We start from the raw sequence: 22,394 nt of genomic DNA on the forward strand, positions 1-22,394 counted from the left end.
CTTAGTTTGAACATACAGCGTTGCGTTTTTGGAAAAGATCGCCCACTGTTTCGGAACAGGGCCGCTCCAACTTGCCTCACCTGCACAACAATCGCTGACGAAACGCCGACAGTCAGATCACATGCCCGGAAGGTTGTGTTGTAGAATCGTAAGGTTTTATTCGCCAGTCGATATTCCATCCACCATGTACGCGCTCACGTCCCTTTCGGTTTCGCCGTCCGGCCCGGCCGGCGTGTGCGCGCGCGCCAGCCAGCCGGCGCATCCCCTCGCTCGACGCACGGCCCAGGCGCCGCTCGCCCCTGCCCGGCGCCTGATCTGACCGCACGGTCTCCACCCGGAGCCAGGTTAGACAGGCTCCGGGCGATCCTCATAGGCACGCCACGCCTGCCCCTGCCGATCATTTGGAGAACCACCATGAAACAACGCCTTTACCAGTTGACCGAACTCGACGTCGCCCGCCTCGAAAAGCACGCCGAGCACAACCCGCGCTTCCAGACCATGCTCGACACGCTGCTCGAACGCGCGGATATCGTCCAGCCCGACGCCATCAAGGCGAACGTCGTCACGATGAACTCGCAAATCACGCTGCTCGACGAAGCAACTCAGGAACAGGCCACGTGGACGATCGTTTATCCGGACGCCGCCAACCTCGAACGCGGGCGCCTGAACGTGTTCTCGCCCGTCGGCATGGCGCTGCTGGGCACGCAGCGCGGCCAGATGGTCAAGGTAATGCAGCCCAGCGGCGCCGAAAAGCTGATGAAGGTCGCCGCGATCGTGTTCCAGCCGGAAGCCAACGGCGAATACACGCGCTGAGCTAACGGCCGGCCAGCGCCCCGCCATACGCGCGCAGAACGACAAAAGCGAGGCACGGGCCTCGCTTTTTTGCATCCAGACGATCCGGATTATCGTCATCGCCTTCCGCATACAAAAAAAAGGCGCCCGAAGGCGCCTTTTCGATGCTGCGGAGCGGGTTACCCCGCCCGTCACGCTTAGAAGCGGTGACGCAGACCAACCGTTGCTGCGGTTTGGTTGATCGACGAGCTCGGCAGGTTGTTGTTGAAGCTGTCGCCGTTGTAGATCGACGCGCCGATGCCGTTCTTCGCTGCACGCTGGTACACAGCTTGTGCGTAGACGTCCGTGCGCTTCGACAGTGCGTAATCAGCTTGCAGGCCGAACTGGTTCCAGTGCGTGCTGCCGTTGTTGATCTTCGCGTTCGTGTACGTGTAAGCAGCACCCAGGCCGAGAGCCGGCGTCAGGTTGTACTTCGCGTTGACTTCGTAGTTGTCGGTGCGCAGCGTGCCTGCAGCAACTGCGTTGTTGTCGAGACGTGCTTGCGTCCATGCAGCGCCGACTTGTGCCGGGCCGAATGCGTAGCCAGCAGCAGCACCGTACGTGCGGACGCGGCCTTGGTTAGCGATGCCACCGATCGCCGACGACGTCGCGCCGTTTGCGTTCGTGCCGTCACCCAGGTTCGCTTGCGAGTATGCAGCAGCCAGCTTCAGACCTTGGAACTGGTATGCAGCACCTGCGCTGTACGCACGGTTGTTGCCGAAGTTCGTGTTGTTCGAGAACGAGTACGTGCCGCCGAATTGCAGGCCAGCGTAGTTCGCGCTCGTGAACTTGATCGTGTTGTTCTGTGCGACGTCACCGTTCGTGCTCAGACGGTCGAGGTTCAGCGGGTGCGCGAAGTACGTGCCGCCCCACGAGCCCGTTGCCGTCAGCGGTGCCAGGTAGTCTTGCGTTGCGTCATACTGCTTACCCAGCGTGACCGTGCCGTACTGGCTCGACAGGCCGACGAAAGCCTGGCGGTTGAACATGCCGCCGTTGCCGTTCGCGAAGCGGCCGTTACCGATGTTGAAGCCGCTTTCCAACGTGAAGATTGCCTTCAGGCCGCCACCCAGGTCTTCCGAGCCACGCAGGCCGAAACGGCTCTGGTCAATGCCCGAACCCATCGCCCAACGCGACTTGCCAGCTTGGCCGAGTGCCGGCTGGACGTTGCTCGTGTAGGTGATGCCTGCGTCCAGCACGCCGTACAGCGTGACGCTGCTTTGCGCGTGAGCGACGGTAGCGAACGATGCTGCAGCTGCTGCAACGATCAGAGTCTTGTTCATTCGTGGAGCTCCCTTCTAAAAAGAGGCAGGTCTCGCGACCTTGTTCATAAACGGTCTGCAACCGCCCGGGAGCGCCATCGGTCCTGCTGGCGGCGCCCGGATAGTTGCCCGTTTGGGAACCGTGAGTTTAGGGGTGTACCCTAGGGGAGCGATCCGCAAATAAAGAAATAAGCTTTTCCAGAACTAGAAATAATGAAAGTGGGGACGCGTCATAAGTATTTGTTTTAACGTTTGTTTTTGACTTCTTGACGAGCCCTTTTTGGAGGCTTTCATCGCACCATTCTTACATGTCATCGTCTTGACGGTTGCATAGAAACAACAAACGGATTCGGTTCGGCACCCCAAAATCGGTAATTGTTACCCAAATCAATCTCAAATATTGGCCGATCTGCCTCCGAAACGTCCCGCCGACCCGTCAACAACGGGCGGCGCCAGTGCCACGGCGAGATCCCGTCGGCCGGCAGAAAGGGAAGGCGGCTCGCGCCTGCCGTGACACTCGGTAACAGCCTTGACCGCCCGCGTAACCCGGCGGGCCTGACGGCAGGCTAATGTAAGGCGGTCTTGGATACAGAACGGGAACCGCCATGAATCGACGCTCGCTGCTGCGCGCCATCGGATTGACCGCAGCCTTCGCCGGCACCGGCTGGCTGCGTGCCGCCTCGGCCCAGCCCGCCCCGCCCGCGTACCGGCCATCCGGCCCGCACCGCGTTCCCGGCGGGCCGCCGTATGCGGATCGCCCCGGCTTCGCACCCCCGGCGGCACGCCACGACCGTCGCCCGCCGCCGCCACGGCCGCACGGCTATATATGGACGGACGGCTACTGGCGCTGGCAGCATGGCCGCTATATATGGGTGTCCGGCCGCTGGGTCGCACGGCGCCCCGGACGTCGCTGGATGCCCGGCTACTGGCGCCGGCAGGGGCCGGTGTGGGTCTACGTCGACGGTTCGTGGCGGTAAGCAGCGGTCCGGCTCCCCGGTCGATGAAGGTCCGGAGCCGGACCGTGCGCGAGAGCCGGCGCCGTCCGCGCCACGGAATCGTGCGCTACGGCAGCCGCGCTACGGTCAACCTATCGTCTGGCCGCCATTCGGCGACATCATTCGAATAACGAAATCATGCCGTGGCGATGCGAATGCATTCGGCCATGCTCGCCGCCCGCGCACTCGTCTGCCGCTTACCGCCCGCCAACGGACCGATGCGTGCACCGCGCTCAGCGCCCCCTTCCAGCTCGCGCGCACGACGGCACGCCGCGCAGATCGCGCGATGATGTCCGTGGGCCCAGCGGATCGTCGCCGCGGGCAGGCTAACGTACGTGCGAGCCGCCTACGACAACATTGCCGCTCGCGCACCCGGCCGCGTGCGGCCATACGCGACCATCATCGCGAAGCTGAGCAGGAAACCTGCGCCGCCGATCAGCAGCAGCCCCGTCTCGCCGAATAGGGGTAGCAGGTTCGTCAGCGCGCCCGTCACGACCCACGCGACCGCCATCACCGAGCCCGCGACGCCGAGCGCCCAGCCTTGCCGATCGTCGCTGACCGCGTCGGAAAACGCCGTATACATCGTCGTGTACGCAACTATGTCGAAGCAGCCGACGACCATCGCGAGCGCCCACAGCATCGGTTCGTGCGGAAACAACGCGGACAGGATCTGGCCAAGCCCGGCGACGAGCAGGCCCGTCTTCGCGATATCGATCACGCGCCACACGCGCAGCATCAGTCGCACGACGCACAGCAGGCCGAACACGAAGCAGATGCCGATCACGCCGCTGAACAGCCCGAGCCGCGCGCTCGTATAGCCGAACTTCGCCTGCAACAGCAGCATGATGGTCTGCAGGTAGAGCCCGTAGCCCACTTGCATCAAGAAGAACACCATCGACAGGAACGCGACGTTGCGCTGGCGCGCCGCCTCCCCGATGATCCGCAGCGGCAGCAGCGGATCGATGCGCGTATCGCCGCGCGGCGCGGCGGAATCGCGATACGACGCCCAGGTCCAGCACGCGCAGATCAGCGACAGCGCGGCGACCAGCACGAACGGCGTGCCGTAGTCGAACAGCGGCGAGATCGTCCGGTCGGACGTGACGCCGCCGAGCACCGGGCCGACGATCACGCCCGCGCTGAACGCGAGCGACATGATGCTCATGTTGTACGCCTTCGTGTCGGGCGTGCTGAGATCGGTGATGGCCGCCTGCGCGATGCCCTGGCAGCCGGCCATCAGGCCGGTGAGCCCGCGGCCCGCCAGCAGCAGCGCGATGCTCGCGTGCCACGCGCCGGCCGCCATCATCGCGTAGCCGGCCGCGAGACCGAGCACGCACAGCAGCAGGATCCGGCGGCGGCCGTAGCGGTCGGACAGTTCGCCCATCAGCGACGAGCCGAAGAACATGCACAGCGGGTAGATCCCGTAGCCGAGGCCGAGATAGAAATTGCGCGCATGCGCGCCGGTGTCGGCCGGCAGGATGCCCGCGTGCGGATCGCTGAAGATCGCGGACATCATCGGATAAACGAGCCCGAATCCCATCGCGTCGAGCGCGATGGCGAGCAGACAGGGGCCGAGCAGTGTGTAGTCGAGCCGGGACATGGCGACCTTCCGGACAGAGTGGATGATCGCCCCAGCGTAATGATCGCGCGGCGGCCGCGGTAGGCAGCCGGCCGCGATGCTAAGCATCGGCTCGTGCGATACCCTGGACGGCCCGCGCCGAGGGATCGCCGTCCATGCCGTGCGGCCGCTACGCGACGCTCAGCGGCTCGCGCTGAAATCGTCGGCGCGCGACCACGCACGGCGCGCCGTCGTGCATGAACACGCTGGCGAGCAGCCCGAACGACGCCGCACGCCGTCCGCATGCGGCGCTCTCGTTCGACTGGATAACACGAAGCGATTTATTGCGACCATGGTCCACGCGGCGCGGCCGATGCGATGTCAGTGCGCCGCCTCGGCCGTCGACGCGCGGCATGCGATCAGGCCGCGTTGCACGGCCGGCCGCGCGGCGATATTGGCAAGCCAGCGCTCGACGTGCGGGAAACCGGCAATGTCGAGATCGAGCTCGGCCGCCGTGCGCAGCCACGGAAACGCCGCAATATCGGCGATCGAATACCGCGACGACGCGAGATACGCCGATTCCGACAAGCGGCCGTTCACGACCCCGTAGAGACGCAGCGCCTCCTTCCGGTAGCGGTCGATCGCTTCCGCATTGCCCGTCTTCGATGCGCGCAGGAACCACCACAGCTGGCCAAGCATCGGCCCGATCCCGCCGATCTGGAAATGCAGCCATTGCTGGACCGCCGTGCGCTCGGCCAGCGTTTCGGGCTGCAGGCAACCCGTCTTCGCGGCGAGATAGCTGAGGATCGCGCCGGATTCGAATACGGCGAGCCCCGTGTCGTGGTCGACGATAGCCGGGATCTTGCCGTTCGGATTGATCGCGAGATACGCCGGGCTGCGCTGCTCGCCGGCGGACAGGTTCACCTGCACGCGATCGTGGGCAAGCCCGGCCTCTTCGAGGTAGATCGCGATCTTGTGTCCGTTCGGCGTGTCGGCCGTATAGAACGTGAGAGCGTGCGTCGAGGTCATGTCGGTCCTTGTCATCGGGTTATCGTTGCAACTACAATCGTTGCAATTGCAATCCTATGCCGAAAACGACGGCGTTGGGACATGCCAGTACTCGAAGGAGGGACATGCGGACTGTGCGACCCGGTGCGCCCGCGCGGCGCACGGCCGCTCGGTACGCCGGATACCGCTACTTCGCGTCGGCTGCCGCGTCGCGGGCCGCAGCGGTCGCACGATCGAGCGCGGCGGCCATCGCCGCCCGCTCCTTGCCGGTGAACTGGTCGAGAAAAAGCTCGGCGACCGTCGACTGGTACACCTTCCACATCTTTTTGCGCAGCGTCCGCCCCTTGTCGGTGATGCTCGCGAACGCGGCACGGCCGTCGTCCGCCGAACGCGTGCGCGTCACGAGCCCCTCCTGTTCGAGTCGGTCGACGAGCCGCGTCAGGTTGTAGCGCTCGATCGCGAGCACGTCGGCCAGTTCGTGCATGCGGCGCGTACCGTCGGGGCCGCTTTCGAGCCCCCACAGCGCGTCGTACCACGCATACGCAGGCAGGCGGGCCGCCGCGAGGCGACGCTCGATCTCGCGGATCATCGTCCGGTGCGCGCGGACGAACGAGAACCACAGATCGGGTTCGGTTGCGTTCATGTCAGGTCGTTCCTCTCGCTTGATTGCAGTTGCAATTAAATTTTACCGCGAGAACGACGGCCCTTTCATGCGCCTGCAATCGCCTAGGCGTTGCCCACCGATCGGCAAGGCAAGCGTTTCGTCGCGCGACGCGGCGCCACGACCGCCGCGCCGCACTGCTCGCATTACTTCCCCGACCGAGCGAGCGGGCCTTGTGGGCCCTGGCCTGTGCCCGCCGGCCAGCCGCCCGCGAGCGCCTTGTACAACGCGACCGTCGACGCCGCGCTGCGCATCCGCCCGTCGGCCGCCGCATCCTGCGCCTGCAGCAGCGTCCGCTGCGCGTCGAGCACTTCGTAGTAGTCGATTGCGCCGGCGGAGAAGCGGGCCTGCGCGAGCTGTGCGGCACGCGCGCTGTCGTCGGCCGCGCGCACGAGGTGCGCGGTCTCGTCACGCGTTCGGGCAACACGCAGCAACGCGTTCTCGGTTTCCTCGAGCGCGCCGAGCACGGTCTGCCGGTACTGCGCAAGCTGGCCGGCCGCTTCCGCGTCGCTCGCGGCGATCCGCGCACGCACGCGGCCGACGTCGAGGAACGACCAGTCGATGCCGAGCGCGATCAGGTTCGTGTCGCTGCCCGCGCGAAAGAACCCGTAGCTGCTCGTCGCGCTGCCGAGCAGCCCGGACAGCGTGAAGCGCGGAAACAGGTTGGCGGTCGCTACGCCGACGCGCGCGGTCGCCGCATGCAGCCGCGCCTCGGCGGCCGCGACATCGGGACGGCGGCGCAGCAGGTCGCCCGGCGTGCCGGGATCGATGTCGACGGCAAGCGCCGGCAACGGCACCGGCGCGGCCGTCTTCGGCCAGTCGAACCGGCCGATCAACGCATCCGGCGTCCGCCCGGTCAGCACCGCGAGCCGATGCTCGTCGACGCCGATCGCGGCTTCGTACACGGCGATCCGCGATGTCGTCGATTCGTACTGCGCGCGTGCTCGCGCCGCATCGAGCTCCGAGCCGCGTCCCGCGCCGACGCGCGCATTGATCAGCGCGAGCGTCTGCTTCTGGTTGTCGGCGTTCTCGCGGGCGATCCGCAACCGCTCCTGCGAGCCGCGCAGGTCGACATACGTGCTCGCGACCTCGCCCGCGATCGCGACGCGCACCGCACGCACGTCGGCCGCGCTGGCCGCCGTCTCCGCGCGCTGCGACTCGATCGAGCGGCGCACGCGGCCGAACAGGTCGAATTCCCACGCGGCATTGATGCCGACGCTCGATATCGGCGTATCGCGCTGGCTGCGCGGCGCGCCGAACGCCTGGTCCTTGCTCGTCAGCCGATGGCCGATCTGACCGCTCGCGGTGAGCGTCGGATAGCGGTCGAACGTCGCCTGTGACAGCAACGCGTTAGACGCGTCGTAGCGCGATACGGCGACCTGCAAGTCCTGGTTCGCCGCGAGCGCCGCATCGATCAACTGCGTGAGCGCCGGATCGCCGAAGCCGTGCCAGAACGCGGCATCGGCCGCCGCCGATGCATCGGGCGGTATACTTGGCTGTGCATCGGCCGGCGCCGCGTCGCGCTGCGTCGCCGGGTGAGCATCGCGCACGAACCGCGCGGCGGTGGCCGTTTCAGGCCGTTTGAAATCGGGGCCCACCGCGCAGGCGGCCAGCGTCACCGACATCGCGAGCGCGGAAAGACGGAAAGCGGCGCTCATCGGTTTTCTCCTTCGAGGGTGCCGTGCTGTTCGCTCCAGACGGCCGGCGTGCCGCCCGCGAGCTTGCGGATCGCCACGTAGAACACGGGTGTCAGGAACAGCCCGAACAGCGTGACGCCCAGCATCCCGGCGAACACGGTGACGCCGGTGGCCGCCCGCACCTCGCTGCCCGCGCCGCTGCCGATCAGCAGCGGCACCGAGCCCGCGATGAACGCGACGGACGTCATCACGATCGGACGCAGCCGCAGCTTGCACGCTTCGAGCGCCGCTTCGACCGCTCCCTTGCCCTGGATCTCGAGCTCGCGTGCGAATTCGACGATCAGGATCGCGTTCTTGCACGCCAACCCCATCAGCACGACGAGTCCGACCTGCACGAACACGTTGTTGTCGCCGCCGGACAGCCACACGCCGAACAGCGCCGCGCACATGCACACGGGCACGATCAGGATCACCGCGAGCGGCAGCGTCCAACTCTCGTACAGCGACGCGAGCACCAGAAACACCAGCATCACGGCAAGCGGGAACACGACGATCGCCGCGTTGCTCTGCGTGACCTGCTGATAGCTGAGGTCGGTCCATTCGAGCGTGATGCCCGGCGGCAGCACGTCCTTCGCGATCTGCTGCAGCTTCGCGATCGCCTGCGACGACGACATCGTCTTCGGATCGGCGTCGCCGATCAGGTCGGCGGCCGGATAGCCGTTGTAGCGGACGACCGGGTCGGGTCCGTACGCGGGCCCGACCGTCACCATCGAGCCGATCGGCACCATCTCGCCCTTCGCGTTGCGCGTGCGCAGGTTCGCGATGTCGGCGGCCGTCTGCCGGTGGCCGGCATCCGCTTGCGCCATCACGCGATACACGCGGCCGAACACGTTGAAGTCGTTCACGTACATCGAGCCGAGATACACCTGCAATGTATTGAACAGATCGGTCAGCGCGACGCCCTGCGCCTTCGCCTTCAGCCGGTCGACCTTCACCTCGAGCTGCGGGATGTTCGCCTGGTACGAGCTGACGGGATAGCTCATTCCCGGTGTCTTCGCGACCGCGGCCTGGAACGCGCTGAGCGCCTTCTGCAATTCGCCGTAGCCGAGGCCGCCGCGATCCTCCAGATACAGCGAGTAGCCCGAACCATTGCCGAGACCCTGGATCGGCGGCGGCATCAGCGCATAGGTGATGCCGCCATCGATCGCCGCGAAGCGCGCGTTCAGATCCGCGTTGATCTGCGCGGCGCTGCGATGACGCTGGTCGAACGGCTTCAGGATCACGTACGAGTTCGTGATGTTCGGCGTGTTCACGCCCTGCAGCGCATTCAGCCCCGCGAACGCCGGCACCATCTCGACGCCGTCGGTGCCGAGCGCGATCTTCGTCATCTGCTCGGTCACCGCACTGGTGCGCGCGAGCGACGCGCCTTCCGGCAACTTCGCGCCCGCGAACAGGTACAGCTTGTCCTGCACCGGGATGAAACCGCCGGGCACCGCATTGAACAATAGCGCGGTCGCCGCGAGCAGCATCGCATAGACCGCGAACACCACGCCGCGCCGCTTCAGCGTGCGACCGACGACGCCGTGATAGCGATCGGAGCTGCGCTCGAAGAAACGGTTGAATGGATGGAACAGCCAGCCGAACGCGCGATCGAGCGCGCGCGTCAATGCATCCTTCGGCGCGCCGTGCGGACGCAGCAGCTTCGCGGCAAGCGCGGGCGACAGCGTCAGCGAGTTGATCGCGGAGATCACCGTCGAGATCGCGATCGTCACCGCGAACTGCTTGTAGAACTGGCCGGTGACGCCCGACATGAACGCCATCGGCACGAACACCGCGCACAGCACGAGCGCGATCGCGACGATCGGCCCCGACACCTCGCGCATCGCCTGATGCGCGGCATCGCGCGGGCTCAGGCCCCGTGCGATGTTGCGCTCGACGTTTTCGACGACAACGATCGCATCGTCGACGACGATCCCGATCGCGAGCACGAGCCCGAACAGCGTCAACGTGTTGATCGAGTAGCCGAGCAGGTACAGCCATGCGAACGTGCCGACCACCGACACCGGCACCGCGACGAGCGGAATGATCGACGCGCGCCACGTCTGCAGGAACAGGATCACGACGAGCACGACCAGCACGACGGCCTCGATCAGCGTGTGCTGCACCGCGCGGATCGATTCGCGCACGAACACGGTCGGGTCCCACACGGGCCGATACGCGACGCCCGGCGGGAAGCGCTTCGACAGCTCGTCGAGCTTCGCATACACGGCTTTCGCGACGTCGAGCGCGTTCGCGCCCGGCGACAGGAAGATGCCGACCACGGCCGAATGCCTGTCGTTGAAATACGAGCGAAGCGTGTAGTCTCCCGCGCCGAGCTCGATGCGCGCGACGTCGGACAGCTTCACGACCTGGCCGTCGTCGCCGTTGCGCAGCACGATGTCGCTGAATTCCTGCACCGTGCGCAGCCGGCCGCGCACGTTGATCGACACGAGGAAGTCGTTCTTCTTCGGCGACGGCTCCGCGCCAAGCTGGCCGGCCGACACCTGCACGTTCTGCTCGCGCACGGCCGCGATCACGTCGCTCGCGGTGAGCCCGCGCGACGCAAGTCGATTCGGGTCGAGCCACAGCCGCATCGCGTAGTCGCCGGAGCCGTACACGCCGACGTCGCCGATGCCGGTCAGGCGCGACAACTCGTCCTTCACGTGCAGCGTCAGGTAATTGCGCAGATACAGCGAATCGCGGCTGTTGTCCGGCGAGTAGAGACTCACGTACATCAGCGGCGTGGGCGACTGCTTCTGCGTGGTCACGCCGTACTGGCGCACTTCGTCGGGCAGGCGCGACAGCGCCTGGCTCACGCGGTTCTGCACGCGCACGGCGGCCGTATCGGGATCGACACCCTGCAGGAACGTGACGACGACCTGCAGGCTGCCGTCCGAACCGGCGACCGACTTCATGTACATGATGCCTTCGACGCCGTTGATCGCCTCTTCCAGCGGTTCGGCGACCGATTCGGCGATTTCCTTCGGGTTCGCGCCCGGATACGTCGCGCGCACGACGACGCTCGGCGGCACGACCTCCGGATATTCGCCGGCCGGCAGCATCGGAATCGAGATCAGGCCGAGCGCGAAGATGACGATCGACAGCACGACCGCGAAGATCGGCCGGTCGATGAAGAATCGGGAGAAATCCATCACGTGGCTCCCGTTATCGCGAGGCAGGCGTGCCGGCATCGGCCACGGCCTGCGTACCGGCGCCGGAGTCCACCGCCCGCACGGGCAGCGCCTTCGGCTTCACCTGCGCGCCCGGATAGTAGATGCGCTGCACGCCGTCGACCACCACGCGATCGCCCGCCTGCAACCCCTTCTCGACGATCCGCTCGCCGTCGAGTTCGCGGCCGATCGCCACGTCGCGGCGCAGCGCCTTGTCGCCGGGGCCGAGCACGTACACGTACTTGCGATCCTGGTCGGTCAGCACGGCCTTGTCGTCGACCAGCAATGCATCCTGGTCGCGGCCGCTGACGAGCTGCACGCGCGCATACAGGCCCGGCGTAAACGTATGGTCCGCATTCGGCAGCCGCACGCGGGCGCGAATCGTGCCGGTCTGCGGATCGAGCCGGTTGTCGAGGAAATCGACGGTGCCCGCATGCGGGAAGCCCGTCTCGTTCGCGAGTCCGACGCGCACCGGATCGGCGCCGATCGCGCGATGCGCCGGATCGGCGCGCCGCGCGTTGTAGCGCAGGTAGCTCTGCTCGTCGCAATCGAAATACACGTAGACCGGATCCTGCGACACGACGGTCGTCAGCAGCGTGTCGTCCGCGCGCGCGAGGTTGCCGACGGTCGCGACCGCGCGGCCGACGCGGCCCGCGATCGGCGCGCGCACTTCGGTGAAGCCGAGATTGAGCTTCGCGTCGGCCACGGCCGCATCGGCCGCCTGCAGATCGGCGCGCGCCTGCTCGGCGGTGGCGCGCGCATTGTCGAGTTCTTCCTGCGACGTCGCATGCGCATCGATCAGCGTCTGCACGCGCTTGAGCTGCACGTTCGCGAGGCTCGCGGCCGCGCGGGCGCGCTGCTGCTGCGCATTCGCACGGTCGAGCGCGATGCGGTACGGGCGCGGATCGATCTCGAACAGCAGCGCGCCCTGCGCGACCACGTCGCCCTCCTTGTACGCGACACGCTGCAGATAGCCGCTCACGCGCGGCCGCAGCTCGACCGCGTCGACCGCTTCGACGCGTCCGTTGAATTCGTCCGCGAGGCGGACGGTACGCGGCGCGACGGTAGCGACGCCAACTTCGGGAAGGGGCTGGGCCGACGATGTACCTTTGCCGTCGTGACAACCCGACAACGCCAGCAACAGGGCGCAGGCGGCGCCCAAAGGCGGCGTCCTGCGTAGGGAAAAGGAGAGCATGATGCCTCGCGACGGGTTAAACTGCCGCGTAGCATAAAAGTTGAAGTTAACTTCAAGTCAAGCTTTCCCGGAGGGTGTCATGGGTATCCAGGAAACCCCGCAATGGCCGCTGATGTCGATCCGCGAAGTGGCCGCGCGCAGCGGCGTGCCGGCGTCGACGCTGCGTTTCTACGAGATGCGCGGGTTGATCAAGTCGCACCGCAACGGCTCGAGCCATCGCCACTATTCGCGCGCAGTGCTGCGGCTGATCGCATTCATCGTGTTCGCACAGAAGATCGGCTATTCGCTCGACGAGATCGCCGAGCAGCTCGTCAGCCTGCCCGAGGACACGGCGCCGAGCAACAAGGACTGGCAGCGGCTGTCGCGCGGGTGGAAGCAGCGTGTCGCGAGCCGCATCGAGGAGCTCCAGCGGCTCTACATCAACCTCGACGAATGCATCGGCTGCGGCTGCCTGTCCCTGAAACGCTGCAAGCTGACCAACCCGGAAGACCGCGCGGGCCGCAACGGGCCCGGCGCGCGGCGCTGGCTCGGCGACAAGCCGCCGATCGATTCCGAATGACACGCAGGCCGCGCGCGCCATGCATCATCCGACGCGCCAGCCGCCGTTCACCGCGATCGTCGCGCCCGTGACGAACGATGCGCGCGGCCCGGCGAGCCACGCGACCGCATCGGCGACGTCGTCCGGCTGCCCGGCGCGGCCGGCCGGCGTCTGCGCGCGGATCATCGCCGCGACGGCCGGCGCGACCCCGCTATCGCCGAACAAGTGCGTGCCGGCGATATAGCCGGGCGCGACCGTATTGACCGTCGCGCCGCGCGGCCCGAGTTCGCGCGCCAGCGCGACGGTGAAGCCTTCGACGCCGGCCTTCGCGGCCGCATACGCGAGGCCGCCCGGCAACAGGCTGCCGGCGCGCGCCGCGATCGAGCCGATGTTGACGATTCGCGCGGCACGGTCGGCCAGGTGCGGCAGCACGGCCATCGTCGTCAGGAACAGGCTTTTCAGGTTCGCATGGAGCACCGCATCCCATACGGCCTCGGCCTCCCCTGCTTCGGTATCCGCGCCGACGCGCCCGGTGCGCCCCGCATTGTTGACCAGCACGTCGATGCGCGGCCATCGCGCGACGATCGCGGCGACCACCGCTTGCGCGTCGCGCCGGACGCTCAGATCGCCGGCCTGCCCGATCGCTGCGCCGCCGAGACGCTCGACGGCGGCCTCCAGCCTCGCCGCATCGCGCCCGACGATCGCGACGCGATACCCGTCCTGCACCAGCCGGCTCGCGATCGCGAAACCGATCCCGCTCGACCCGCCCGTGACGATTGCCGTGCGTTGCTGTTCATTGCCCGTCATGATCTGTCCTCCTGAGTATCGACGGTTGACGACAGGGACATTCTGGGCAGCTCGGAGTGATAGGTAAAATACGAATTCGATGATCTACTGATACATGGAAGGTATCGCATGATCGATCTGCGCCAGTTCCGGCAATTCATCGCAGTGGCCGAAACGCTCAGCTTCCGCCGCGCGGCCGAACGGCTGCACATGGCTCAACCGCCGCTCAGCGCGGCGATCCGCAAGCTCGAGGACGAACTGGGCGTCGCCTTGCTCGAACGCGACAATCGCGGCGCGCGGCTCACGCCGGCCGGCGAAGCGTTCCTGCTCGAAGCACGGCGCGCACTCGAACAGGCCGAGCGCGCGGTGGCCGTGGCCCGCCGGGCGGGCGCCGGCCTCGGCGGCACGCTGCGGCTGCGTTTCGTCGACAGCACGGTGAACGCGCTGTTGCCGCTGATCCTGCGCGCGTTCCAGGAACGGCATCCCGACGTCGATTTCCAGCTGGAAGAAGGCACGACCGCCGAGCAGGTGCTTGCGCTGCGTCAGGACCGCACCGACGTCGGCCTCGTCGTGCTGCCGGTGGCCGACGCCGGCGACGTGCATGTCGAGCCGCTGCTGCGCGACCGGATGGTGGCCGCGCTGCCGGACGGGCATCGGCTCGCGCGCCGCCGCCGCATCGCGCTGGCCGAGCTGGCGGACGAACCGTGGGTCATGTTTGCCGCGCACCACGGGCCCGGCATGCACGCGCTGATCGTGACGGCGTGCGCGCAGGCGGGCTTCGCGCCGCGCGTGGTCCAGCAGCCGCGCCAGATGCAGACGACGGCCGGGCTCGTCGCCGGCGGCATCGGCGTCGCGCTGATGCCGCGCCTGTTCGTGCCAATGCATCCGCAAGGCATTGCGTTCTGCGAACTGAAGGATGCGGGCAGCCCGCTCGCGTACGAAGTGGCGCTCGCGTACCGTACGCCGTCGCCGCTCGTCGATGCGCTGCGCGACACCGCGCGAAACGCGGTGCACGAACTGGGCCTGGTTGCGGCGACGTGACCGCGCGCATCGCGCGCGCGGCGCTCAGTCCCGGTCGCCGAGGAAGTTGAACACGACGCCGAGCACGGCCTCGCGGAACGCCTCCGGCCGCGTCGGCAGCGACGTGTACTCCAGCATCATGTGGCTGTACGACACCGTCGTGCCGATCGCGCTCGCGATCATGAAGAACAGCACGTTCGGATCGACCGGACGGATCGCGCCGGCCTCGACCGCGTCCGCGATCAGCGGAAACATCGCGTCGTGATACGGGCGCACGATCCGCTCCTGCAGCCGATCGAGCCGCGCGCCCTCCTCGGTCGCCGCGGTCGAGAAGAACATGCCGATATCCGGCTCGGCGAATTCGTGATCGACGCACAGCTCGAGCGCGCGCCGCACGCGGTCGCGATGCGGCAGCGGCGACGTGCGCAACGCGCGCAGCGCGTCGAACATCGGTTCGGCCAGCTCGACGATCTGCTCGACGACCGCCAGCCACAACGTTTCCTTCGCACCGAAGTGATGGGCGATCAGCGCCGCGTCGATCCCTAACTCGCGCGCGACTTCGCGCACGCTCGTCGCGTCGTAGCCGCGCTTCGCGAACGTGCGGCGCGCGGCCCGCAATATCACGTCCGGACCGACGGATGCATCCGCCGACGGCCGTCCGCGCGTACGCCGCTTCGACGGCGCGCGCTCAGTGACTTCTGCCACGTTTTTCCTGCTCCTTGAACGATTCGAATGCCCGTATCCGGCGCCGGTTTCCCGGCCCGGAATCGGGCGGCTTGCCCCGCTCCGTTGACACGCGGAGCCGGGAAGCGCTAGGATCATACCTTATTCATCACGTGATGATTTATCCATGACAACCCCTACACGTATCGTCATCGTCGGCGGCGGGATCGCCGGGCTGCAGCTCGCGACCCGTCTGGGCGAGCGTCTCGGCCGGTCCGGGCGGGCGCAGATCACGATCGTCGACCGCAGTCCGACGCACATCTGGAAGCCGATGCTGCACACGATCGCGGCCGGCACGCGCGACGTCCAGCAGCAACAGGTGATCTTCCTCGCCCATGCCCGCGACCACGGCTACACGTACCAGCCCGGCGAACTGAAGGGGCTCGATCGCGCGCGCCGCCGCGTGCAGCTCGGCGAGATCCGCTCGCAGGACGGCGACGTGGTGATCGACGCACGCGAACTCGACTACGACGTGCTGATCCTCGCGCTCGGCAGCCAGGCCAACGATTTCGGCGTGCCCGGCGTGCGCGAGCACTGCTATTTCATCGACAGCCAGCAGCAGGCGGAGACCTTCAACGAAGCGTTGCGAATGCGCGTGTTCCGCAGCATCGCGCGCGACGAGCCGTTTCGCGTCGCGATCGTCGGCGCGGGCGCGACGGGCGTGGAACTCGCGGCAGAGCTCAGCCGCTTGCTGGAAGTGGCGCAGGCGTACGGTGACGAAACGGTGCGCGAGCGGCTGCAGCTCACGCTGCTCGAAAGCGGCCCGCGCATCCTCAACGCGTTTCCGCCGCGGATTTCCGCGTCGGCCCAGCGGCGGCTCGAACAGATCGGCTTTCGCGTGCTGACGTCGACGCGCGTCACGTCGGCCGACGCGAACGGTTTCCACTACGGCGACGGCTCGTTCGCCGAAGCGGACCTGATGGTCTGGGCGGCCGGCGTGAAGGCGCCCGATTTCATGCAGGGGCTGGGCGGGCTCGACACGAACCGCGCGAACCAGATCGTCGTCAGCCCCACGCTGCAGGCGAGCGGCGACGAACACGTGTTCGCGATCGGCGATTGCGCGAGCCTGCAGCTCGAGGGCCAGGAACGGCCGCTGCCGCCGACGGCGCAAGTCGCGACGCAGCAGGCCGAGCATCTCGCGAAGCACCTGCCCGCGTGGCTCGACGGCACGCCGATTCCGCCGTTCGCGTTCCACGATTTCGGCGCGCTGGTGTCGATCAGCGATTACGACGCGTTCGGCTCGCTCGGGCAGTTCGGGTTCTTCCGCGGTGGCTTCATCCAGGGGCGTTTCGCGCAGTTCAGCCACCTGATGCTCTATCGGCGGCACCAGCAGGCGCTGCACGGCTTCTCCAAGGCGACCTTGCTGTGGATCGCCGAACGGATCAACGGCTGGGTGCAGCCGCGCATCCGCCTGTCGTGATGCCGCGCGTCGCGGCACCGCGTAACGTTTCGAGGAACAGAAACATGAACAACCGTGCAATGCCCTGGCTCATGACCGTCGCCGCAATCGGCAGCTTCGACATGCCGTCCGTCTCGTGGGGCGAGCCGCGGCGGCGCAGCGTCACGCGCGACCGGCTGCCGTCGTGGGACGCGACGAGCAAGCCGACCATCAGCGTGCTCGAACGGCCCACGGCCGACACCGCGATGATTTCGTGGTGCGACGCCTGCACCGGACACTACGGCTACCAGAAGTGGCGCCTGTTCACGACGCGCAAGCGCGGCGTGTGCGCGCTGTCGGGGCGACCGATCGAGATCGGCGACAGCGTCTATGCGCCGCAACTGCTCGGCTCGACGCCCGGCAACGCCGCCGCGATGGTGCTCGCGGCGTGCATCGACGACGCGTTGGCGGGCTGAGCATCAGGTCGACGTGGTCTGACCGGCGCCATAGGCCGGAGCGCGGTTCTGCCGTTCGAGTTCGGCATCGAGATGCGCGGCATGCGCGTTCGCTTCGGACTCCGACATCAGCTCGCCTTCCCACTTCGCGACTACCGCGCTGGCGATCGAGTTGCCTACCGCGTTCGTGGCCGAGCGGCCCATGTCGAGGAACGTGTCGACGCCGAGAATCAGCAGCAGTCCGGCTTCCGGGATGTCGAACTGGTGCAGCGTCGCGGCGATCACGACGAGCGACGCGCGCGGCACGCCGGCCATCCCCTTCGACGTCAGCATCAGGATCAGCAGCATCGTGATCTGCGTACCGAGCGACAGGTGGATGTTGTACGCCTGCGCGATGAACAGCGACGCGAACGTGCAGTACATCATCGAGCCGTCGAGGTTGAACGAATAGCCCATCGGCATCACGAAGCTGGAGATCTTGCGGCGCACGCCGAAACGGTCGAGCGCGTCGAGGATCTTCGGATATGCGGCTTCCGAGCTCGCGGTCGCGAACGACAGCATGAATGCTTCCTTGATCAGCAGGAGCAGCTTGAACACGCGGCGGCCGAGGAACAGCAGCCCGGCCGCGACGAGCGTGGCCCACAGCAGCACGAGGCTCACGTAGAAGTCGCCCATGAACACCGCGAACTTCAGCAGGATCGACAACCCGTTGACCGCGACGGTCGACGCCATCGCGGCCATCACCGCCAGCGGCGCGAGCTTCATCACGTAGCCGGTGATCTTCAGCATCACGTGCGCGAGCTGGTCGATCGCGGCGACGAGGATCTTGCCGCGCTCGCCGAGTGCGGCCAGCGCGATGCCGAAGAACATCGAGAACACGACGATCTGCAGGATCTCGTTGTTCGCCATCGCCTCGGCGATCGATTTCGGCACCATGTGGCCGACGAAATCCTTCAGCGTGAACTTGGACGTCGCCAGATGCGCGGACGCGCCGATGTCCGGCAGCGGCAGGCCGAGGTTCTCGCCGGGCCGCAGCAGGTTCGCCATCAGCAGGCCGAGCAGCAGCGAGATCAGCGACGCGGTGACGAACCAGCCGAGCGCCTTCACGAACACGCGCCCGACCGACGACGCGTCGCCCATGTGCGCAATGCCGACGACCAGCGTCGAGAACACCAGCGGGCCGATCACCATCTTGATGAGCCGCAGGAACACGTCGGACACGAGCGAGATGTAGCCGGCGATTTCCGCGGCCGACTGCTTGTCCGGAAGCTGCGTATAGATCAGGTAGCCGATCAGGATGCCGGCTGCCATCGCGAGCAGGATCCAGCCTGCCGCAGACATTCGTTTGTTCATGAGGGAATTCGCCGCATGGCGATCGAGTTGACGGAAAAAGGCGCGCGGGCCGCTCAGGCTGGCGGATGTCCGCCGACGGACGCGCCGCCGCCGCGCACCGGCATTCGCGGCAACGCGAACGCCGGCGGCAGCGATTCGGCATGAAACGATCGGTCAGTAGCCGATCGCGGCGCCCGCCGGACGGCGCGGGTCGTTGTAGCCGTAGATGAAGCCGACCCGCACGTTGCCGGACACGGACGAATCGTTCCCGGAGCTCTGGCGGCTCGCCGCTTCGGTGCCCGGCAGGCCGACCATGATCAGCTCGGCGGCGCCCCACGGCGTCTGCTCGACCATCTTGTAGCCCATGTTGCGCAGGATCGCGAGCGTGTCGGGCGACAGGCCGTAGGTTTCGTAATAGACCGCATCGGGCAGCCACTGGTGATGGATGCGCGGCGCGGCGACCGCATCCTGCGGCGTCATCCCGTAGTCGATCACGTTCAGCACGGTCTGCAGCGTGATCGTGATGATGCGCGAGCCGCCCGGCGAACCGACCACCATGAACACCTTGCCGTCCTTCTTCACGATCGTCGGCGCCATCGACGACAGCGGACGCTTGCCGGGCGCGATCGAGTTGCGCGTGCCCTGCACGAGGCCGAACAGGTTCTGCGCGCCGACCTTCACGGTGAAATCGTCCATCTCGTCGTTCAGGAAGAAACCCGTGCCCGGCGCGATGACCACGGCGCCGAAGCGGCCGTTGACCGTATAGGTCGTCGACACCGCGTTGCCGTCGTGGTCGACGATCGAGTAATGCGTCGTTTCCGGCTTCTCGTGCACGCCGACGCCGGGCTGCACGTCGACCGACGGCGTCGCCGTATCGGCATGGATGCTCTTGCGGATCTGCGCCGCGTATTCCTTGCTCGTGAGCTTCGCGATCGGATTGTCGATGAAGTCCGGATCGCCGAGCAGCGTGTTGCGGTCTTCGTACGCATGGCGCATCGCTTCGGTCATGTAGTGGACCGCCGCGGCCGAGTGGTAGCCGAGCTTGCGCAGGTCATACCCTTCGAGGATGTTCAGCGTCTCGCACATCGTCACGCCGCCCGAGCTCGGCGGCGGCGCCGACACGAACTCGTAGCCGCGATACGTGCACGTCAGCGGCGACATGTCCTGCGCGCGATAGGACGCGAAATCGGCCGCCGTGATCACGCCGCCGCCGCGCTTGGCCGCTGCCTCCACGATCTTCGGGATCTCGCCGTGATAGAACGCGTCGGGCCCCTGCTCCGCGATGCGCTCGAGCGTGCGGGCCAGGTCCTTCTGCACCAGGCGATCACCCGGCTGCAACGCGGTGCCGTCCGGGCGCAGGAAGATGCGCGCGGCTTCCGGATCCTTCTTGAAGCGCTCGACCGTCGTATCAAGGATGTCCGTATCGCCGCGCGTCAGCACGAAGCCGTCGCGCGCGAGCCGGATCGCCGGCGCCATCACCTGCTTGCGCGTCAGCTTCCCGTACTTGCGCTGCGCGAGATCGAGGCCGGCCACGGTGCCCGGCACGCCGACCGCGCGATAGCCGTACAGGCTCTGCTCCGGAATCACGTTACCCGACGCATCCAGATACATGTTCGCAGACGCCGCGGCCGGCGCGGTCTCGCGGAAATTGATGAAACGGTCGCGGCCGTCGGCCAGGTGGATCGTCATGAAACCGCCGCCGCCGATGTTGCCGCAGCACGCGTTGGTCACGGCCTGCGCATAGCCGACGGCCACTGCCGCGTCCACCGCGTTGCCGCCTGCCTTCAGGATGTCGACGCCGATCTGCGACGCGAAGTGCTGCGACGATACGACCATGCCGTTCTTCGCTTCGACCGCCGGGTCCGACGCGGCGAACGCGCACACGCTCATCGCCGACAACAGGGTGAGTATTACCAGCCGCCTCATGACGGGATCCTCCAGACGAATAAACTGGGCCATGCCGGGATGCGTCGACGCGCAAGCGCGTATCGACGCGGCCAATCCAGCATGTAATGAACGATACATTTCAGCGAGGCCGCGATCATAGCACTCGCTTTTTTCCACCAAAACCTAGGGTAATCACTGAATTTAAAGCGAATAAGCGTGACTGTCGTCGTTGGTAAATGTTTGTTTTATTACATATATGAACGGATTCACTGGACGAGCGATGCGTCCCTCTAATTTCGGACCGCCCGCGGCCTGCCGCACGTCAATCGGCTAACATGCGTGCAGTTGTCGGCGGACGCCCGTCCGCCGTTTGGTCGTTCAATTCAGATAGAGAGCCGGAGTGCCCGATGGGGACGAGCATCAGGGCGTTGCTGTTATCCCAGATGGATAGCTTCACGCCGTCGGAACAGAAGGTCGCACAGGCGTTGCTGGATCGCTACCCCAGCCTCGGGCTGGGTCCCATCGCACAGTTCGCGAAGCAGGCGGAAGTCAGCGACCCGACCGTGTTCCGCTTCGTCGTGCGGATCGGCTTTCCGAACTACTCGTCGTTCCAGCAGGCGCTGCACGACGAGATCGACACCGCGATGAATTCGCCGCTCGCGCGGATGGATGCGTTCCACTCGGAAACGGGCATGCGCGACAACCATGCGGCGATTTTCCAGCGGCTGTCCGAATCGCTCGCGACCACGATCGAAGGGCTCGACGCGGCCGCGTTCGATGCGGCCGTGGCGGTGCTGGCCGATCCGGACGTGCGCGTGTTCTGCGGCGGCGGTCGTTATACGGCGCCGCTCGCATCCTTGTTCTCGTTCACGCTCGCCTATGCGCGGCCGCATGTGCAGTCCGTCGAGCCGAACGTGAATCTCGCGTCCGTCGCGCTGGCCGACATGGGGCGCAACGACGTGCTCGTGATCTTCGACTTTCGTCGCTACCAGAAGGACAGCATCCGCTTCGCGCAGGCCGCGCACCAGCTCGGCGCGCGGATCCTGCTGATCACCGACGAATGGCGCTCGCCGATCGGCGAGTTCGCGGAGATCGTGCTGCGAATCCAGGGCCGCCCTTTCGCGATGCTGCAGACCAACGTGCCGGCGCTGGCGCTCGCCGAAGCGCTGGTGATCGGCGTGACGAACCGGCTGCCGGAGCTGGCGCGGCAGCGGATGGAGAAGATCGAGCAACTCAATGCGGGCGGGATCGAGTGGGATGTAAGTCAGCGGGATTTGCCGGAGTGATGGCGTATTGCCATTCAGGCGCGGGCGTCAGCGCTCGGCCTCGCGGCGTGTGCAATTCGAATCCCAAACGGCAAACCCCACATGTCACGCGCCATGCCAGCCCCCGTCGCGTTCCCTCGTTCAGGGCACCAGTTCCATCCGGTTGCCGGTCACGACCAACTTGACGGGGTCCGTCTTCTTCCACTGCGACTTCGGAATCACCAGTTGCCACTCGGCACCGCGCCCATCGCGGAAGAACCCCGCCACGCCCACAGCTTGCGCGTCGGCTGCCATTGGCACAGACAGAGCCATCGAGGCATCAGGCACGAGCGTGATCTCCATGCTGTCGAGCAGCTCGGCCTTCAGTAACGCACTGTCGTCATTGAGCAGCGAAACGTAAGCTGTGTTTTCGAAGACCTTCGCATCCTTCAACTGATAGACGCGCATCACGACCGGTAGCGATTGTCCCTGCTCGTTCTCGTTGAGTGCGGCACGGCTTTCGATCACGAGGTTCATCTGCTTGACCTTCGTGACGAAAATCGCGCGTGTCATGCCGCCGATCGTCTCTTTCGTCGATTGCCACATACCGCAGCCAGACAGCAACGCGGCCGTCATCGCAATAGCAGCCGCCAATCGAATGCTTCGCATCATCGGATGTGC

Annotated in this window: 19 protein-coding genes; 7 read left to right on the forward strand and 12 right to left on the reverse strand. The window is 66.5% G+C overall.

Going from position 1 to position 22,394, the window contains the following annotated elements; translation table 11 throughout:
- Nucleotides 1-414: 414 nt before the first annotated feature.
- The gene (locus tag GJG85_RS20560) at nt 415-813 is read left to right on the forward strand and encodes a GreA/GreB family elongation factor (protein ID WP_050011986.1); all 399 of its coding nucleotides are present in this window, start codon (nt 415-417) and stop codon (nt 811-813) included.
- A gap of 176 nt (nt 814-989) precedes the next feature.
- Here GJG85_RS20560 and GJG85_RS20565 read toward each other — a convergent pair whose 3' ends face one another.
- Entirely contained in the window at nt 990-2,111 is a 1,122-nt protein-coding gene (locus GJG85_RS20565; protein ID WP_050011987.1) for a porin, read from the reverse strand.
- Between the two features lie 584 nt (nt 2,112-2,695).
- Here GJG85_RS20565 and GJG85_RS20570 point away from each other — a divergent pair.
- Entirely contained in the window at nt 2,696-3,067 is a 372-nt protein-coding gene (locus GJG85_RS20570; RefSeq protein ID WP_050011988.1) for a YXWGXW repeat-containing protein, read from the forward strand.
- Between the two features lie 364 nt (nt 3,068-3,431).
- On the opposite strand, the gene GJG85_RS20575 is transcribed toward GJG85_RS20570, so the two are convergent.
- From GJG85_RS20575 to GJG85_RS20600, 6 genes are all read right to left on the reverse strand, one after another.
- Nucleotides 3,432-4,682, reverse strand: a complete 1,251-nt coding sequence (locus GJG85_RS20575; RefSeq protein ID WP_204384339.1) for an MFS transporter — start codon at nt 4,680-4,682, stop codon at nt 3,432-3,434.
- Between the two features lie 339 nt (nt 4,683-5,021).
- A complete protein-coding gene (locus GJG85_RS20580) occupies nt 5,022-5,669 on the reverse strand; it encodes a glutathione binding-like protein (protein WP_089489502.1) in 648 nt (215 codons plus the stop codon).
- A 166-nt stretch (nt 5,670-5,835) separates the two neighbouring features.
- Nucleotides 5,836-6,291: a MarR family transcriptional regulator gene (locus GJG85_RS20585; RefSeq protein ID WP_050011992.1), complete on the reverse strand. Its 456-nt coding sequence runs from the start codon at nt 6,289-6,291 to the stop codon at nt 5,836-5,838.
- 164 nt (nt 6,292-6,455) lie between these two features.
- Nucleotides 6,456-7,967, reverse strand: a complete 1,512-nt coding sequence (locus GJG85_RS20590) for an efflux transporter outer membrane subunit (protein WP_089489503.1) — start codon at nt 7,965-7,967, stop codon at nt 6,456-6,458.
- Complete coding sequence (locus GJG85_RS20595; RefSeq protein ID WP_050011994.1) at nt 7,964-11,137, reverse strand: multidrug efflux RND transporter permease subunit; 3,174 nt, start codon at nt 11,135-11,137, stop codon at nt 7,964-7,966. Before GJG85_RS20595 ends, GJG85_RS20590 begins: the two co-directional genes overlap by 4 nt.
- A 13-nt stretch (nt 11,138-11,150) precedes the next feature.
- Complete coding sequence (locus GJG85_RS20600; protein ID WP_050011995.1) at nt 11,151-12,350, reverse strand: efflux RND transporter periplasmic adaptor subunit; 1,200 nt, start codon at nt 12,348-12,350, stop codon at nt 11,151-11,153.
- 79 nt (nt 12,351-12,429) lie between these two features.
- Between GJG85_RS20600 and soxR the strand changes: the two genes are divergently transcribed.
- On the forward strand, nt 12,430-12,909 hold the full coding sequence (soxR, locus tag GJG85_RS20605; protein ID WP_050011996.1) for a redox-sensitive transcriptional activator SoxR: 480 nt from the start codon (nt 12,430-12,432) through the stop codon (nt 12,907-12,909).
- Nucleotides 12,910-12,933: 24 nt separating this feature from the next.
- Here soxR and GJG85_RS20610 read toward each other — a convergent pair whose 3' ends face one another.
- Nucleotides 12,934-13,695 carry an SDR family oxidoreductase gene (locus GJG85_RS20610; protein WP_050011997.1) on the reverse strand — a complete coding sequence of 254 codons (762 nt, stop codon included), beginning with the start codon at nt 13,693-13,695 and terminating at the stop codon, nt 12,934-12,936.
- Between the two features lie 108 nt (nt 13,696-13,803).
- On the opposite strand from GJG85_RS20610, the gene GJG85_RS20615 reads away from it, so the two are divergent.
- The gene (locus GJG85_RS20615; protein ID WP_050011998.1) at nt 13,804-14,715 is read left to right on the forward strand and encodes a LysR family transcriptional regulator; all 912 of its coding nucleotides are present in this window, start codon (nt 13,804-13,806) and stop codon (nt 14,713-14,715) included.
- 24 nt (nt 14,716-14,739) lie between these two features.
- Here the strand turns inward: GJG85_RS20615 and GJG85_RS20620 are convergent, their stop codons facing one another.
- Nucleotides 14,740-15,399 carry a TetR/AcrR family transcriptional regulator gene (locus GJG85_RS20620; protein WP_050011999.1) on the reverse strand — a complete coding sequence of 220 codons (660 nt, stop codon included), beginning with the start codon at nt 15,397-15,399 and terminating at the stop codon, nt 14,740-14,742.
- Nucleotides 15,400-15,544: 145 nt separating this feature from the next.
- Between GJG85_RS20620 and GJG85_RS20625 the strand changes: the two genes are divergently transcribed.
- Nucleotides 15,545-16,837 (forward strand): NAD(P)/FAD-dependent oxidoreductase, encoded by a 1,293-nt coding sequence (locus tag GJG85_RS20625; protein WP_204384341.1) that lies wholly within the window; start codon nt 15,545-15,547, stop codon nt 16,835-16,837.
- 44 nt (nt 16,838-16,881) lie between these two features.
- On the forward strand, nt 16,882-17,271 hold the full coding sequence (locus GJG85_RS20630; protein ID WP_089489507.1) for a DUF3331 domain-containing protein: 390 nt from the start codon (nt 16,882-16,884) through the stop codon (nt 17,269-17,271).
- 3 nt (nt 17,272-17,274) lie between these two features.
- On the opposite strand, the gene GJG85_RS20635 is transcribed toward GJG85_RS20630, so the two are convergent.
- Together GJG85_RS20635 and ggt are read right to left on the reverse strand one after the other, a co-directional pair.
- Nucleotides 17,275-18,603, reverse strand: coding sequence for a dicarboxylate/amino acid:cation symporter (locus GJG85_RS20635; RefSeq protein ID WP_050012002.1), 1,329 nt, complete (start codon nt 18,601-18,603; stop codon nt 17,275-17,277).
- Nucleotides 18,604-18,756: 153 nt separating this feature from the next.
- Nucleotides 18,757-20,508 (reverse strand): gamma-glutamyltransferase, encoded by a 1,752-nt coding sequence (gene ggt / locus GJG85_RS20640; RefSeq protein ID WP_050012003.1) that lies wholly within the window; start codon nt 20,506-20,508, stop codon nt 18,757-18,759.
- Nucleotides 20,509-20,876: 368 nt separating this feature from the next.
- Here ggt and GJG85_RS20645 point away from each other — a divergent pair, with 368 nt between their 5' ends.
- Nucleotides 20,877-21,755: a MurR/RpiR family transcriptional regulator gene (locus tag GJG85_RS20645; protein ID WP_050012004.1), complete on the forward strand. Its 879-nt coding sequence runs from the start codon at nt 20,877-20,879 to the stop codon at nt 21,753-21,755.
- A 120-nt stretch (nt 21,756-21,875) separates the two neighbouring features.
- Here GJG85_RS20645 and tssJ read toward each other — a convergent pair whose 3' ends face one another.
- Entirely contained in the window at nt 21,876-22,385 is a 510-nt protein-coding gene (gene tssJ, locus GJG85_RS20650) for a type VI secretion system lipoprotein TssJ (protein ID WP_176015801.1), read from the reverse strand.
- Between the last annotated feature and the right edge of the window lie 9 nt (nt 22,386-22,394).

The organism is Burkholderia sp. MS389 (genome assembly GCF_016899425.1).
Lineage (GTDB): Bacteria > Pseudomonadota > Gammaproteobacteria > Burkholderiales > Burkholderiaceae > Burkholderia > Burkholderia sola.